At 35.5% G+C, this 17,834-nt stretch carries 10 protein-coding genes; 5 read left to right on the forward strand and 5 right to left on the reverse strand.

The features are described 5' to 3' along the window. Window positions 1-1,383 (reverse strand): tRNA (N6-isopentenyl adenosine(37)-C2)-methylthiotransferase MiaB, encoded by a 1,383-nt coding sequence (miaB, locus tag GM552_RS03035; protein WP_155565221.1) that lies wholly within the window; start codon window positions 1,381-1,383, stop codon window positions 1-3. A gap of 275 nt (window positions 1,384-1,658) precedes the next feature. Next, the gene (locus GM552_RS03040; RefSeq protein ID WP_196424843.1) at window positions 1,659-2,438 is read right to left on the reverse strand and encodes a 1-acyl-sn-glycerol-3-phosphate acyltransferase; all 780 of its coding nucleotides are present in this window, start codon (window positions 2,436-2,438) and stop codon (window positions 1,659-1,661) included. Between the two features lie 566 nt (window positions 2,439-3,004). Here GM552_RS03040 and GM552_RS03045 point away from each other — a divergent pair. Both GM552_RS03045 and GM552_RS03050 read left to right on the forward strand, forming a co-directional pair. After that, window positions 3,005-4,936 (forward strand): autotransporter assembly complex family protein, encoded by a 1,932-nt coding sequence (locus tag GM552_RS03045; RefSeq protein ID WP_155565223.1) that lies wholly within the window; start codon window positions 3,005-3,007, stop codon window positions 4,934-4,936. Then, window positions 4,936-9,216 carry a translocation/assembly module TamB domain-containing protein gene (locus tag GM552_RS03050; RefSeq protein WP_155565224.1) on the forward strand — a complete coding sequence of 1,427 codons (4,281 nt, stop codon included), beginning with the start codon at window positions 4,936-4,938 and terminating at the stop codon, window positions 9,214-9,216. Before GM552_RS03045 ends, GM552_RS03050 begins: the two co-directional genes overlap by 1 nt. A 146-nt stretch (window positions 9,217-9,362) precedes the next feature. Here GM552_RS03050 and dld read toward each other — a convergent pair whose 3' ends face one another. From dld to GM552_RS03065, 3 genes are all read right to left on the reverse strand, one after another. Beyond that, entirely contained in the window at window positions 9,363-11,093 is a 1,731-nt protein-coding gene (dld, locus tag GM552_RS03055) for a D-lactate dehydrogenase (RefSeq protein ID WP_155565225.1), read from the reverse strand. A 205-nt stretch (window positions 11,094-11,298) separates the two neighbouring features. Further along, window positions 11,299-11,886 (reverse strand): CarD family transcriptional regulator, encoded by a 588-nt coding sequence (locus GM552_RS03060; RefSeq protein ID WP_122123352.1) that lies wholly within the window; start codon window positions 11,884-11,886, stop codon window positions 11,299-11,301. Window positions 11,887-11,980: 94 nt separating this feature from the next. Continuing rightward, window positions 11,981-12,862: a bestrophin family protein gene (locus GM552_RS03065; protein ID WP_155565226.1), complete on the reverse strand. Its 882-nt coding sequence runs from the start codon at window positions 12,860-12,862 to the stop codon at window positions 11,981-11,983. 407 nt (window positions 12,863-13,269) lie between these two features. On the opposite strand from GM552_RS03065, the gene GM552_RS03070 reads away from it, so the two are divergent. From GM552_RS03070 to GM552_RS03080, 3 genes are all read left to right on the forward strand, one after another. Further along, a complete protein-coding gene (locus tag GM552_RS03070) occupies window positions 13,270-14,664 on the forward strand; it encodes a site-specific DNA-methyltransferase (protein ID WP_155565227.1) in 1,395 nt (464 codons plus the stop codon). Between the two features lie 216 nt (window positions 14,665-14,880). Further along, window positions 14,881-15,141 carry a hypothetical protein gene (locus GM552_RS03075; RefSeq protein ID WP_155565228.1) on the forward strand — a complete coding sequence of 87 codons (261 nt, stop codon included), beginning with the start codon at window positions 14,881-14,883 and terminating at the stop codon, window positions 15,139-15,141. Window positions 15,142-15,151: 10 nt separating this feature from the next. Further along, window positions 15,152-17,797: a DEAD/DEAH box helicase family protein gene (locus GM552_RS03080; RefSeq protein ID WP_155565229.1), complete on the forward strand. Its 2,646-nt coding sequence runs from the start codon at window positions 15,152-15,154 to the stop codon at window positions 17,795-17,797. The last annotated feature ends 37 nt before the right edge of the window (window positions 17,798-17,834 follow it).

Below are 17,834 nucleotides of genomic sequence, written 5' to 3' on the forward strand. Positions count from 1 at the left end.
TTAAACTAATGTTCCTGAAAGCGAATTTGTCAAAGATTTATCAATTCTAACTTGACATTCTCGACCGATTAGCGATGTGTCACCCTGAATGTGAACCGCTTGCAAATAGGGGGACTTTCCCGTTATCTGACCTTGTTTTCGACCTTTACCAACAAAAAGGATGGGAATGGTACGTCCGACCGTATTCTGGTTAAATTGATCTTGCTGTTCTCTTAACAAAGCCTGTAAGGCCTGAAGACGAGCATCTTTTTCTTCTTCCCTAACCTGATGCATGGAAATAGCGGCAGCCGTTCCGGGTCGGGGGGAATATTTAAAGGAAAAAGTTTGTGAAAACTGAACGTCACGGACAAGCTGCATGGTATCTTCAAAATCTTTCAGGTTTTCACCAGGATGACCGACAATAAAGTCTGAAGATAAAGCAATATCAGGACGTGCCTTGCGCAATTTATCAATAATCTTACGGTATTCATCAGCTGTATGTCCACGGTTCATGGCCTTGAGAATACGGTCTGATCCGGACTGAACCGGCAAATGCAGAAATGGCATTAATGCAGGTAAATCACGATGTGCGTTGATAAGGCTGTCATCCATATCCCTTGGATGGGAAGTCGTGTAACGAATACGGCTTAATTCTGGTAATGATGAAAGTTTTTCTGCAAGACGAGCCAGATTCCAAATGTTTCCGTCAGGACCCTCTCCATGATAGGCATTGACGTTTTGACCAAGTAAAGTGATTTCCTTTACGCCAATACTGCAAAGATGAGTAGCTTCATCAAGAATTGCCTGTACAGGACGACTGACTTCGGCACCACGTGTATAGGGAACAACACAGAATGAACAAAATTTGTCACATCCCTCTTGAATTGTTAAGAAAGCACTGTAACCTGTATTTTCCTGAGGTATGGGCAAAAAATCAAATTTGCTTTCAACAGGAAAATCGGTTTCGATTATACTCCCCGATTGCCGGGCCACTTCCAAAATCATTTTTGGAAGACGGTGATAAGTTTGAGGACCTAACACGATATCAACATAGGGAGCCCTCTGAAGAATGATATTTCCCTCAGCCTGAGCTACACATCCAGCCACTGCTATAAGGGTGGGGTTCCCCAGCTGATTGCGATATTCCTTTATCTGTTTCAAACGTCCTAGTTCGGAAAAAACCTTTTCAGTGGCTTTATCGCGTATATGGCAAGTGTTAAGAATGAGAACATCCGCCTGTTCAGCTTTATCCGTTACTTTGTATCCTAATGGACGCAGCAAATCGACCATTCTGTTGCTGTCATAAACATTCATTTGACATCCCCATGTGATTATATGCAGATATCGCCGTGATGTTTCATTATCTAAATTTGCATTTGTCAAAGTAAAGTCTCGTTGAACCATATCAGGATTTGGCCTTGGTATTAGGATATTTTTGAATTACAATAAAATACACTTTTTATAAAAAGACAGGAATAGATACAAGCTATTTATCCATTAATATATGAAAATTAATATTCAAATTGAAGATAAGTAAAAGGTTTTTATTATTTAAATATGAATTAATATTTTGTATATCCAGAAATGTTGCAAGAAAAAATTGAATTAGTTCATTAACATTTATATAATTTAATATAGGTATGATAAATCGTAATTCATATTTTATCAGATAAAAAATATTAAATTATTTTCTTTATTTCATCTTTAGAATGATTTGATCTTAATGCAACAGTACCCTTGGCAATAATATCCCAGGTTTCCTGCGCAAGATGTTTACGGGTCTTGAAATTTTCTGGATATAAAGGATCATGAAAAATAACGGATGCATGCATATCGGAATATTGACTAAGATTCCATAAATGTGGTGCCAATTCCATATCACCATACCAGCAGTAAATGGGTCGGGTGAACCTGTTGACAGGTAACATGTCCAAACGATCATATGTAATTGAAATTGGTTGAATAATGGGTGTTTTATAAGTTATGGTGTTCTTACCATGGGGTTTTGCCAATGCAAAAAAAGAGGACATAAAAGGGTATAAATGCGATCCATCAGAAGAGGTGCCTTCTGGAAATAAGATTAGGCTATCATTGTTTCTTAATCTTGATTGTAGTACAATTTGTTCTTTAGCTGTTGAGTGTCGTTGTCTGCTGACAAAGGAAACGCGGCCAAGTTTACATAAAATACTGATAAGAGGCCAGGTTCCGACCTCCTTTTTTGCAACAAAACATCCAGGCAATAATCCGCCTATAGTGACGATATCCAGCCATGAACAATGATTGGCAATGTATAAGATTGGACGATCCTGTCCCTTTTTTGAGTCCAGGGCAATAATCTTGCCGAAGGTATGAAGGCGTAGCCCCAGTAATTTTCCCACAATATACCAATAATACCTTGCAAAATTGGTTTTTAATTTTCCAGGGAGTTTGACAAAGATTGATTGTACTGGAATAGCCATTCCAGTCCATCCCAAAATGGTGAAGATTCTGAGAATTGCCCTAATTTTTTTCAGAAATTTAGGATTATAGGTATTAACTGCATTTTCATTATTGTCAAATAATGAATTGAAATCTATACGTGACCTATCTCTAATTTTTTTATTATTTGACTGAAAAATAATATTCTTAATTTTGGATAACATAAATAACAAAATTCATAATTTTAACAAAAAATAAAATACAGTTTTCTCAGTATTGTAATATAAAAGTAATAATCACGGGCTTTATAATTGTTATCTGAAAATATGTGTAACGACAAGATTTATTCATAAAGAAAAATTTAAAATAATTTACCAAATTTTTGGCGTTTTTTTATTTTAATGTATTTTTCTTTTGAAGAGTTCCTTTAATTTTTATAAAAGAAAATACTTTTTATAAAATCCAATTTTTATTCAGTATACTATAGGGAATATGCGTTTTGTCATCTTTTTTGTTTTGGTTTGAAAACGAAAAATCCATACAATATAAAGGTGATAATAGAAAATTAGGCATTCGTGATTATTTCATATTTATAGTGTTATTTATTTTGAGCTGTTTTAAGCAGGGAGTGGCTGCAGATCCTCAATATTATAGAGTGAAAATATATTCAATAGGAAATGAGACAATTGATAAAGTTTTGTCAAACACATCCAATTTGGTTACTTTACAAAAAACAAATGCTGTAAATGCGTTTGCGTTGGCTGGTCGAATTAAAAGTGATTATGTCCGTTTTAAAAATGCTATGGACAGTTTCGGATATTATGATGCGAAAATCAGTATCAAGGTTGGAACTGCGGCTGCGTTACATAATCAAAAAAATGTAAAATTGAATAAAAGAGAGCAATCCGATGATATATTCAAACATGAAAAAGATATCATTGCCAATGGAATAATTGATGGTGCAAGTACGGATTTACCAAATTTTATTGATAAAGTGCCTGTCCAGCAGGATGTTATCATTATTGTTCATATCCAAAAGGGATCCCAATATCGCATAGGTCAGTTAGAGTTCAAGAACTTACAAAAAAATGAAATCATCCAGTTATCAGCTAGGCAGCAAAGGGAATTCGGATTGAAAATTGGTGATCCTGCCGTTTCCGCTGATATCGTTGCCGCTCGGGACAAACTGATCAAGGGGTTGCAGGAAGAGGGACATGCCTTGGCTAAAATGGGAGAGCCCGTTGCCTATCTGCATCCAGACAATAAAACCTTGAATGTTGTTTTTGATATGAATATGGGTCCTGTAGTGGACATAGGTGATATCGATTTCAAGGGTTTGAAAAAGGTCAACGCGAAATATATTCGTCGCCGGTTGTTATTGCATGCTGGACAGTTATATCAACCCTCAACTATTGAAAACGCACGCATGGATCTTTCTTCAACTGGTGTTTTTTCGAGTATTGATATGCACGTTGCAGATCATGTTGATCAATCGGGTCGAATACCATTAACCATAACCTTTAAAGAGGCTAAACGAAGAACCGTAAGTGTTGAAGCGGGATATTCGACGGATCTTGGGGGAAGGTTAGGTGCAAAATGGACGCATCATAACATATTTGGTAATGCCGAACAGTTAAAATTGGCAGCCATAGCGACGGGTATAGCAGGAACAGCCCAACGGGGACTGGGATATGATGTGTATGCGGATTTTACCAAACCTGATTTTGGACATCGTAACCAGGATTTTAATGCACGTATTGAAGCTGTAAAACAGAAGCTGTACTCGTATAATCAAACAGCGTTTCTTGCAAAGGTTGGAATGACAAGAAAATTTGGTAAACGCTGGAGCATGTCAGCTTATTTGGGTGGAATACAAGAACATATTATTCAGCGAGGTGAAAGAAACAATTATACCATGATCAACCTTCCACTGGGTGCGGCATATGATGGAACAGACTTGGTCAATCCAATGATGTCTCCAGATCACGGAATGAAAGCGTCTGTATCTATAACGCCGACGGAATCTTTTGGAGACAAGACTATATTTTTTGCAATCATGCAAGGAACAGCCTCTACCTATTTTGATTTAACGCATCTGGGATTAACGAAACCTGGTCGTTCAATTTTTGCATTTCGTGGAAACATTGGCAGTATTCAAGGGGCCTCACGAATGAATCTTCCCCCTGACCAACGTTTATACGCAGGAGGTACTTCAACTGTAAGAGGATTCCGTTTCCAGGGTGTCGGTCCTCAATTTAAGGGGAGTAAATATGCAAAAGGGGGAAAGGCAATGGATACGGGAACGGCTGAATTCCGGCAAAGAATACTTGGACAATTTGGTGCCCAAGCCTTTATTGATGCCGGTCAGGTCAGCAGTGACAGTATGCCTTTTGAGGGGAAGGTTCAGGTAGGTGTTGGTGGTGGATTTCGATATTATACGCCCATGGGGCCCATACGTTTAGATATCGCAGTACCCGTTAAGCGACCATATCGAGGAGATCGGTTCGAAGTTTATATAGGTTTGGGGGAAACCTTCTAATGTCTCAATCTAGTAAGGAACCTGAAAAGAAGCAATCCATCGACAAAGTATCAAGGAATATAAAGGTTAGAAAAGTCAAATATTCTATAATCAAGGGTATATTATGGTTTCTGGCAAGCATACTCATATTGCTTGTAGCTATGGTTTTTGCATTATTCATTTATCTTAATACGCAGAGTGGAAAAGAATTTCTTTCAGATAAAATTGATGTTTGGACCGATCATTCCATAAATGTTAAGGGAATTCACGGGAATTTTCCTAATCATCTGATTGTTGAAGAAATCACGTTGAAAAAATTGCCATCAACGGATAAACCGTGGTTAATATTAAAAAAAGTCAAACTTGATTGGTCTTTTTTTGAATTACTGTATAAAAAATTATTTATTCAAAGTCTTTTGGCTGAAGAAATTGATATTGAGGATTTACCAAAATCCACACAATCACCAGACGCATCATATTCCACATCATCCGATTTGTCATTTTTATGGTTATCTGCCTCGATTAACCATTTACAAATTAATAAATTGCATCTTGCTCAGACAATTTTTTCAAAAACGTTAGATTTAAAGGTTAACGGAAAACTATCGACTTCTAATATATTATTCTTTCTAGATGAATTTAAACTGAATGCATTGCCTGACACAAATCTGGAGCTTGATGGTGAAGAACTTAATAAATCAACAAATCTTTTCTTGAAGTTAACAGTTAAAAATCATCAGGTTTCAAAAGGACAGTTAACTTTTTTGGCAAAATCCAATCCAGATGGAATTCTTGAACGTTTATTAAAGTCCGATCAATTAACTCCCTTATCATTTAATTTGTCGCTTGATGGACCGTTTGATTCATTGAATACAAAAATGGAACTGAAATCAAATCAGACGTATTTAAGGGAAAATGGACATATTGACCTTAATCATTCAAAAATGAATGTTGATTTATCCGGTCATTCTCCAGCAGTGACCTTGAATCCGCAAATTCATTGGGATGGATGGGATCTAGATGCCAGATTGACTGGATTATTGACAAAACCAATCGGTCAGGGAAAATTCAAACTGGTCAATCTAGCGGCTGGTAAAACGTTTTTGAATAATCTTATTGTTTCTTTTTCGGGAGAGCAAAATGATGATTTGCAAGCCATAAATTCAAGGCAAATCGATAGAGCTCATATACATTTAATTGCAGAGGGGTTGCGTGTTCCCGGAAAACATCCAATGATGTTTGCCAAAGTCCCAATTATAGCTGATGCTGTATATGGAATAAATGAACCTGAACAATCAATTGATTTTCGAGTTCAACATGACCTTGTGAAGGCTGTGGGACATATCTTTTTTCACCCTGTCTTAAAAGGATCGATTGATCTGGCTCTACCACATTTAAGTGATATAGCCGAATTGACAGGTGTTAGGTTGGGAGGTCAATCAGTATTCAATCTTGCTTTTACAATGCCAGAGCATGCAGATAATCCAATTGTATTTGATTTGGATGGTCCCATACAGGTTAATCAAGGATTACCTGCAATGGTAAATATGGTTGGATCCAAGGGACATCTTGGTATTCATGCACGTATTTTCCATAAAGAAAAACCTGATATCTATTTGGATAATTTGACAATATCAGGTCAAAATTTATCAATTCAAGGTAATGGACATTTATTGGATCAACAGGTCAGGGCGGTTGTTAATCTTAATATAGATAATCTTATGGCACTTTCCCCGTTATTGACGGGTCAGGGAAAGGCGGTTTTAAAAGCTGATGGATCTCTGGAAGATCTGGGTTTGAGATTTGAAATGGCTACTAAATTTCAAACATCATCAAAAAGAGATTATGTAATAGCGCCAAGCGATTTAAAAATGAAGGCTGAGCTGAATCATTTATTTGCGCTACCAACGCTTTTGGTATCCTTGAATGGAAATCTTGACCGTTCACCGATAGAAATGGAACTGTTGGCAAGTCAAAAGAAAAATACTGATAATTATTATTTTAATTTAAGAAAATTGAATTGGCGATCCTTGAATGGTCTCGCTGATTTTAGTATTTCCGGTAAAAATATAATTCCTAATGGTAACCTTGATATAAAAATAACTCGACTGGCCGATTTTAAAAAACTGGTTCGACAGAATATTGAGGGCAATCTTGCCTTACAAATCCATTCCTCACCGCATACAAACCAAAAATTATTCGTTAATGCAAGCAGCAAAGTGAATATGCCAAATTACAGGTTCAATAATTTGCTTTTAACGGGTTATATTGATCATCCATTAGAGAAGCCCTTAATCAATTTAAAGGCGCAAATTTCGGATTTTCAGCTTCCACAGGCAAAAGGTAATATCCGGTTAAGTGCCAATGGTTTTATCGATAACTTGAAAGTAATGGCAAATGCTGATTTTCCTTCGTTAATGCAAAGTAAAGGTGCATTTGATACGGCACTACTGTTGGATTTGAAGAAAAAAAATGTTTTTTTGCAAAAACTAAATGCATTGGCAAAAGGTGAAAATATACACCTGACTGCTCCAGCCAAGGTGGATTTTGGGGAGAAAATAGCCATAGATCATTTTCGTTTAACCTTGGCTCCTCCAAATGCGCCCTTGGCCATTATCGATTTGGCTGGAGTAATTATGCCAGCATTAAATTTGAATGCTAGTATTCAAAATGTGACTCCTGCCATTTTAAAACCTTTTTTACCTCAGTTACAGGCGAATGGAATCTTAAATGCCCAGGCCAGGTTAAAAGGGACGTTGGAAAAACCCACAGGTTCAATTCAAATTAATGCAACGAATATTAAAATGCTTACAGGAGAAGCCGCCTCTCTACCTGTTGCACAATTGATTTCTCGGACAAATTTGATGGGTAAAAATGCCCAAACGCATACGCATTTACAGATGGGAAAGAAATTTGATTTGAGTATGAATGGTTTAATACCTTTAAATTCAAATGGTAAGATGGATTTGAATCTCGAAGGGAAAATTGATTTGGGATTGGGAAATGCGATTGCGGGTGCCTATGGTCAGCAAGTCAAGGGCAATATCAATCTTGCCATGCAAATTGCGGGTAGTTTTATGGAACCGATTGTTAATGGAACTGTAAAGCTTTTCAAAGGAAGTTTTAGAGATTACGCACAAGGGACAAGTATTCAGGATATACAGGCAAAGCTTGTTGGGAAAAAAGATCATATAACCCTTGAATCACTTACTGCCAAGGCGGGACATGGGGATATATATGCCAATGGACAAATTGGAGTTTTTCAACCGGGTATTCCGGTAAGCTTGCATATGAATATGAAAAATGCCCGTCCATTGGTTAGTGATTTGTTAACAGCCATTCTTGATGGCGATATCGATGTTAGTGGAATGGCAAAATCAAAAATTGATATGAAGGGAATAATTCGGATCAAACATGCCGAGATTAATATACCGCATTCTATTTCAAGTTCTGTTGTTCCATTAAAAGTAATTCGTCCAGGTGACAAGATTGAAACAGAAAGCAGGCCAAATCTTCCAGGACCCATTATCGGTTTGGATTTAACCATTAAATCTGCCGGTCAAATCTTGGTTCAAGGTTTCGGACTGTTTACAGATATGGCAGGCGCATTGCATATCACTGGAACAGCTGATGCGCCTTCAGTTGCGGGGGGAATGAAGATGCAAAACGGTCATATTGATCTTTCAGGAATATCATTGGATTTCACAAGGGGTGTGATCGGGTTTCAGGGAAGTAATGTAGATCGCAAGATTGATCCCTCTCTGGATTTTGAGGTAAAAAAAACGGTTGAAGGAAACACGGCCAGATTATTGATTACAGGTTTTGCAAGTTCACCCAAAATCACGTTAACCTCTTCTCCTCCATTGTCACAAGACAGGGTTCTAGCCATTCTATTATTTGGTGTTGATTCACAAAGTCTTTCGGCAACCCAAATGGCAGAAATAGGATTGGCATTGGCAACGTTGGGAGGACAAAGTGCAGGGATTGATCCCTTGGGTACCGTGAGAAAAAGCCTTGGATTGGATCGACTTTCTTTAGGAGGAGGGAGTCGTAGCAATGAAAATGGAGGCTCCAATAATGGGGCAAGTGTTGCTGCAGGGAAGTATGTGGCAAAAGGTGTCTATATTGGTGCCAAACAATCTACAGGCAATGCAGGTACACAGGCCGAGATGCAGATTGATATCACCAAACACTTGAAAGCTACTGCAGCGGTTGGAACGGGAAAAGACAATTCAAGATTTGTTACCCCAGATAATGATCCAGGTAGTAACGTGGGATTGCTTTATGAATTTGATTATTAAGGCAAATCAGAAAATATAAATTTTAATTTGATATCAATAATTTATACAACCAATCAGGAATTCGCTTATTTAACATTAAAAAGAAGACGATTTGAATATGTTTTGAAACGGTATTATTATTCAAGCGTCTTTTTTTCTTAAAGCTGTTATTCTTTCCAGTTTTTTAATTTGCTAGTTTTTCCAATGCCAGGATTGAAAGCATTGCAAGGATCAAGATCTTTGTAAAAATTCTTCAAAGGATCTTTAGCTGAATAAAGATGACCGACATTATGTTCAGCGGGATATTCCGCTCCTCTTTGATCAAGAATTCTCAACATTTTTTCTTCAAGTGCAAATACATCATATCCTTTTTGAATAATATAATCCTGATGAAAAACGTGACAAAAGAAATGACCGTAATATAATTTATGGAGAATTGGTTCTTCTATTTCTTCAGGCAAATGTTCCACCCATTCTTTATCATTACGACGTAGGGCAACATCAATGGCCAGAATATTTTCAACCGTATCCGTATGGACATTCCTGTAACGAACAGCAGCCCCTGCCACAGCAAAGCGATGCAGGAATGCTTTGCGACCTTCTTCGGTATTGCATTCAAAAAAGCTTCCCAATGTTTTTTCCTTAAAATAAGATTTTAAATGGGAACGAACAGGTTCAATTTCTTCTTTGCCCACTTTCAATAGCAAATGATGTTCATATTTTTTTGCATATTCGTTCATTCGTTCCGGCAAATGCTGGGGAAATAATTTACTAAAAAACTGCATTGCCTTATCACTGAAATGTTTTGGGAAAAACGGGATTTTATTTGTAATAAAATCAAATTTGTTTTTCAGGGAGAATAATTGTGGAATATGTGCAGTACCCAGATAATTTATAAAAATGAATGTATCTTTTCCGTAAATAGCGGCAATATTGTAAGCATCTTGATGGATATACTCACCGGATATGGGAACTATTTTCTTGCTGAGCATATTATATCGAATATTGGTAAGATCATTTGGATCGTTTGTACCGATATAAAAAACTCTTGTTTCCTTTTCCTGTGGAAATGTATCAAGGCGTACAGCAAAAATTGAGAGTTTACCGGCACATCCAGAGGCTTCATATAAATGATTGGGATCGGCATTATAACGGGCGGGTGTAGGGGCATCAACTTCGCAGACATGATCCCTATAATGATGGTCTGAACAGCATTTATCAGATTGTTTTATCAATTCATGATCGAAATTACCGTGATCAAGTCGTCTCAGGATTTCCTCAGGTGTGTTTCCCAACTCAACGCCAAGATGATTAACAAGTTCTAATTTACCATCTTTATTACATTGGGCATAAAGGGCCATCTCGGTATAGGCGGGGCCTCGCTGTACTAATGCCCCACCAGAATTATTGCTTATTCCTCCAAGAACTGAAGCACCGATGCATGATGATCCGATTACAGAATGAGGATCACGATGATAGGGCCTTAATTTTTGTTCAAGTTCATTTAAAGTCGCCCCGGGAAGACATATTACCTGTTCACCATTATTAATCACATAAATTTTTTTCATTTTCATGGTGTTAATAATGACAATGTCACGATCATAATCATTGCCATCGGGGGTAGATCCACCGGTCAGTCCAGTATTGGCGGCCTGCATGATAATTATTACATTTGATTCTATACAGGACTTGACAACATTCCACTGATCCAGAATATGCTCTGGCGTTACAATTGCTATTGCTTTCCCAGATCCATATCGAAAACCATTACAATATAATCCCATTTTGGATGGGTCAGTTATAACGTTTCTGCTTCCAGATATTTTTGTTAATTGAGCAATCAAATTTTGATTGGATGTATTATGAGAGGCAGAAATCGATTTTTTTTGAAAAAACATTTTGTATACGCTTTTGACAATCTAAAAATTATTCAGGTTCTAATAATCTTTATAAATAGTTAACAAGCCTTTTATCATACTCGTTTAATATCAATTGTAAAGGATAACAAAATGTCATTATATATTCATTTATTATAAATAAAGACATGAAAAAAAGGAGAGCAACTCTCCTTTCGTTGTAATTGTAATGATCAATTGATAAATTCTAAGCTGTTTTCATCACGTTTGTTAATTCGTTGAGAACGTCTTCTGGTTTTTTTGATTCCAAAACGGCCACCTCGGTTACAAAACGGTCTTGAGCCGCTTCAAATAGTTTTCTTTCGCTAAAACTGCCATCAAGACTGTCAGCGTTTCTGCGTAGATCCCTTAAAACTTCAGCAATCTGCATCAGATCACCAGAATTGATTTTTTCCTGGTAAACCAAAGCCCGTCTTGCCCACATACCTTTGCTGGTTTGCGGCTTGCTTTTGATAATTGACATGGCTTTTCCGACAATTTCACGGGAAGCAATTTTGCGTAATCCAGCTTTTTTTGCTTTATCTAAAGGGATACGCAGGGTCATCTGATTATCTGGAAAAGAGATCTGGATCATTTCCAGTTTCGTGCCTGCAATCTCTTCCACGCCAATACGATCAATTCGGCCTACACCATGTGCAGCATAGACAATGGCATCGCCTTCTTGAAAAGGAAAAGAGGTTTTACTATTGGATTGTTGTGCGGCGGTTTCTGCGACGGCTGCTTGAGCCATTTCGTCGGTTACACCACCTTTGGAAGAATTTTTCAATACACTCATTTAATATACTATACCATATTCAGGATAAATTGTCATTTGATATTTTAGAAAAAAAATTTTATATAATGTGTATATATAGGTATTTTATTTTAATTTACCATTGAATTCCGTTAATGGAAGGAATAGGGCGTTGAGAAGATTGATTGATTTGTTCAAGCAAATCGATCTCGATGCTGCGTGACATTGTTAACATGGGCAAGGAATGCGGACTTTCATCAAAGGGATCTTGCAAATCATTTCCAATTCGGTCCAGAGCCAAAAATAAGAAACCCACAAGTGCGGATCCTAATGGTGTGATCCACCCAAGTGTATCCACCATTGAAAAAGGAAGAATGATGCAGATAACTTCACTTAGTAAACGGGGCAGGGTGGAAAACTGGATTGATAAGGGTGTATTTTTAATTCTTTCCAAGGCTCCTTGAGCATTGGCCAAGTCAGATAAAATTCTGTCGATTTGAGAGTGAAGGGCGCCGTCAATGTTTTTTTGGCGACTTTCCTGGGTTACCATATAGCCGATCTGAACGAGAATGCCATTAGGCTGGTTGCGCTGATTTTTAATATAGGTTTGAATGGAATGGGGCAATATTTTTTTAACATTATAGCTGGTCAAGGAATTTTTACCTCTTAAATGATAGGATAGACTGTATGCATATCCGGCCATGGCATATATAAGCTCGGGTTTGCTATCGAGAATACTCATGCATTGCCTGGCAAATGATCGACAGTTATTTGTGACTGACCCCCAATGTATACGTGCCTCCCACCATCGATTATATGCCGTATTGTTTCTGAAATTCATAAAAAGGACGAGCACAGATCCAATCAGGGCGGTTGGTAATGCGGATTGATCAAACCAGTGTAGATTAAAAATCTTATATCCAATGACGACTAGCATGTCCCAAATAAATAAAATGAGTAAAGGTTTAAAACTTGTCTGTATAAGAAAAAGAAGTCCACGTTTCGGGTTTACAATCATAGTTTAATTTTCATCATTATAATGGATAGTTATTGATTTTATTAAATAAATTAATGGAAAACTATGGTTTATTTTTGTTGATTGTATTTTTTCTTTAAAAATTGATAAGATTAAAAAAATAGCTGATTTACTTTCAAGCGCATAAAATCACCAAAAACTAGACAAAAAACGAGTATAAACATTTTGAATTGATTCAAATTATCTTATAAAATTATGCTGATTTTAAATCTGTATAATTATAATACTAAAACATGTTTAATTTGTGTTTTGATGCTAAATTAAACTATTTTTGTATGTAGAATTCAAACCGGATATATATTGTAGTAAAAAAATTAGTATACAATCAAGTTTGTTTAAAAAATTCTCCATTCATAAGAAGATTTTTTATTAAAGGGTTAATTATTTAAATGAAGAATTCTTTGTCTCCGCAACAAGAAAAATTAGAACAACTAAAACAATTGCTGCCAGAGGTTTTTACGGAAGGTAGGGTTGATTGGGAAAAGCTAAAATTATCTTTGGGAGAAGATATTAATATTGCAAATGAACGTTATGTTTTGAATTGGGCGGGTAAGAGTAATGCTTATAAAGTATTGCAAGAACCGACATCTAAAACACTCTCCCCAGACAAAAATGAATCCGTTGATTTTGATAAGACAGAGAATTTATTCATTGAGGGCGATAACCTAGAAGCCTTGAAAATACTCCAAAAAAGCTATTTTGGCAAAGTTAAGATGATTTATATTGATCCTCCGTATAACACGGGTAATGACTCTTTTATTTACCCGGACCGTTTCAAAGAAAACCTTGAGGACTATCAAAAAAATGTGGGGGATAAAGACGAGGATGGATATTTAATACAAAATTCTATTTTTAAGAAAAACAGGAAAGAGAACGGACAATATCATAGTAATTGGCTTAATATGATGATGCCACGATTATATCTCGCCAAGAACTTACTGAGAGAAGATGGCGTTATTTTCATTTCTATCGATGATAATGAGGTTCATAATTTACGCCTGTTGATGAATGAAATATTTGGAGAGGAAAATTTTCTGCAGCAAATAATATGGAAAAGACATAGTGGAGGAGGGAATGATGCGAAATTTTTTGCTTTGGATCATGAGTATATTTTGTGTTGTGTTAAAAATATTTCAAAAATAAATAATTTTAGACTATCTTTAACTAGTAAAGAAAAAAAAGAATTCAAATTACAAGATGAATATTTTGATAAATTAGGTTTTTATAAAACAAAATCTTTTAACAGAATGAGACCTGATGATCCTAGACCTGGATTACAATATTTAATTAAATGCCCAGATAACTCCACAATCTTCGGAGAATGGAGGTGGGAACAGGATTTATTTTTAGACGCTTATAAAAAGAATAAAATTCTCATTAAAAAAAATAAAGATCACAAGTGGATAGTTGAATATAAATTATATGAAAAAAATGAAAATGGAGAAATAAGAAAAAAGGTTCCTCGTTCTATGATATTAAATGAGATTGCAAATAGTAAAGGTAAGAGTTTATTAGCAAAAGTTTTGAGCGGTAAAAGTATATTTAATAATCCTAAACCTGTTGAGTTAATAGAGCATTTGATTAGAATAAATGCTTTTGATACAGATTCTATCATTCTTGACTTTTTTGCAGGATCAGGAACAACAGCACATGCGGTGATGCAATTGAATGCTGAGGATAACGGTCATCGCAAATGTATCTCTATTCAATTACCAGAAATATGTGATGAAAAGTCAGAGGCCTTTAAAGCTGGATATAAGACCATTGCTGATATTGCCAAGTAACGTATTCGAAGGGCTGGTAAAAAGATCAAGGAAGACAATAAGGATAAAGAAAATATTGATCAGCTTGATATTGGATTCAAAGTCTTAAAAGTTTCTGATAGCAACTTTAGAGAATGGCGAACCGATATATCCAGTGAAAAACTTGATGAACAATTAGATCTTCACGTTGATCCCATTGCGGAAGATGCTTCAACAGAAAATATCGTTTATGAATTAATGCTTAAAAATGGCAAGGATTTAAATAGTCATATCAAGCATCATAATCATATCTATTCTATATCCGACCAAGAAAATCATGATGAAAACATCCTCGTTTTGCTTCTTGAAGAGGTGAATGAAGATGTTATTGAGAGTGTTCTTCAAGAAAATCCCAATAAGGTTATTGCCCTGGATAAACTTTTCAAGAATAACGATCAATTAAAGACAAATACCGCATTACAAATGCAAGATGCAGATATCAAGTTCGAAACAATCTAAGGGTGTGGTTATGAAGTTAGAATTTGAATCAAATCTAGAGTATCAAAAAGATGCGATATCTGCTGTGGTTGAGTTGTTTAAAGGGCAATCTAAGCATACAGCATGGTTTAACCTATATTCAAATGGAAATAATGATCCAATTAATCCGGTAAAAAATAATTTGGATATTGATCAAGCACAAATCTTTCAAAATTTACAGGAAATTCAAGAAAAGAATGGTGTTGCAAAATCTCGGTCGTTAGACAGTATGGACTTTTCTGTGGAAATGGAAACAGGCACAGGAAAGACCTATGTTTATTTAAGAACGATATATGAACTCAATGCCCACTATGGGTTTAGTAAATTCATTATTGTTGTACCTTCTATAGCTATTCGTGAAGGCGTTCAGAAAAGTCTTGAAATAACACGTGAACATTTCCAGAATATTTATGCAAGAGAGCCTCTGAATTATACTATTTATAATAGTAAGCGACCTGTTGATATCAAAAATTTTGCCCAAGGAAATAATATAGAAATCATCGTTATGAACATTGATTCATTTGCTAAAGATCAGAATGTTATCAATAAAATCAATGAAACAGGTCATAAGCTTATTGAATATATTCAGGCAACCTCTCCTGTCGTGATTATTGATGAGCCTCAGAATATGGAGACAGAAAAGCGGAAGGAAGCGATTAAAAGCTTAAACGGTTTATGTCATCTACGATATTCCGCAACCCATAAGCATCAATATAATTGTGTCTATCAGCTTGATCCGGTAAAAGCTTATGACCTGGGATTGGTTAAGCAAATTGAAGTTGATTCCATTTACAGTGATGCAGCTTATAATGGTGCTTATGTTTTTGTCGGTGATTTTAAGACAGCCAAAACCAGTTGTTCTGTTAAACTTACTATTCATGTGAATGATAAGGTTGGTGTAAAGAAAAAGACCATTTCTGCAAAGGTTGGTGATGATTTATTCGAATTATCCAATCACAGAGAAGTTTATAAAGATGGATACATTCTTAATGAGATGAATGCACAAGATGAAAGCATTACATTTTCTAATGGTCATACTCTCCATAAGGGGCAGGAAAACGGTAATGATGCAAAAGATGCTATTAAAAGATGCCAAATTAAAAAAACGATCATAGAGCATTTGGCTAAAGAAGCCAAATTAAGCAAAGATGGTATAAAGGTCTTATCCTTATTTTTTATAGATAAAGTATCTAATTATCGAGACTATGAAGAGAATCAAGCAGTAAAAGGTAAGTATGCACTTTGGTTTGAGGAAATTTATAGAGAGGTATTCAAGGAATGTTATAAAAAAGATATTTCAGATGAGGAACTTGATCGATTGCATAATGGTTATTTCTCCCAAGATAAAAAAGGAATATTAAAAGATACCAAGGGAAATACAAAAGATGATGATGATACCTATAGTTTGATTATGAAAGACAAAGAGAAGCTTTTAGATATTAACGAGCCGTTACGGTTTATATTTTCTCATTCTGCATTAAGAGAAGGTTGGGACAATCCTAATGTTTTTCAAATATGTACTCTGAATGAAACAACCTCTGAAATGAAGAAACGCCAGGAAATAGGGCGAGGATTGAGATTGGCCGTTGATAAAGATGGGAAAAGAATACGGGGTAAAAATATTAATCGTCTGACGGTTATTGCCAATGAATCTTATGGTGATTTCGCAAAAGCTTTACAAAGTGAGATTGAAGAAGATTGTGGCGTTAATTTTCAAGGCCGGATTAAAGATAGGGCACAAAGAACGAAGGTTATTTATAAAAAAAATTTTCAGGCAGACCCGTTATTTTTAGCAATATGGAATAAGATTAAATATAAAACAACCTATCGTGTTCATTATGATACCAATCAATTAATAGACAAAGTTGTCGAAGCTATCAAAATTTTACCTAAAATAACAGAACCTATTCTTTATATGGAAAAGGTATCTTTGAATATTGATGAGGAAGGTGTCCAGACTAATTATTTGGCAAGTGAGCGTAATAAAACTCAAATAATTGCTAAAAATATTCCTGATATATTTGCTTATATTGAAAATAAAACTCAACTGACGAGGACAACAATTTTAGAGATATTGAAAAAATCTGAACGAATTGGTGATATTTCCAAAAATCCTCAAGATTTTCTTGATAAGGTTTGCGATGTTATTTCTAGAGAAATGCAGGAATTAATGATAAATGGTATTCGGTATCAAAAAGTTGGGCTTACTGAATATGAAATGAAGCTGTTTGATAGTAAAGAACTTGAAATCTATATGAATGACAATTCTTTTCAGGTCATAAATACTGGCAAAACCATTTATGAAAATATAGTTCCTTTAGATTCAGAAACAGAAAATCAGTTTGCTAAAGAGTGTGAGACTAGTGAACAAGTTAAATATTATTTTAAACTTCCAAATTGGTTCAAAATAAAAACGCCTATTGGAAATTATAACCCTGATTGGGCATTAGTGTTTGAAAATGATGCAAAGATATATTTTGTTGTGGAGACTAAAAATACAGGAAATGATGTTGTTGATTTATCAAAACTATCTAAAAGTGAGCTATTGAAAATTAAATGTGGCAAGGCACATTTTAAAATTATGGATGATGTTAGGTATGAGGTTGTAACGAAAGTTTCAGATCTTAGTCATATTTAAAATAATTATTACATCTTGTAATTAGACGGTAATTACA

The sequence above is a fragment of the Commensalibacter sp. ESL0382 genome (assembly GCF_009725775.1).
Classification (GTDB): Bacteria; Pseudomonadota; Alphaproteobacteria; order Acetobacterales; family Acetobacteraceae; genus Commensalibacter; species Commensalibacter melissae.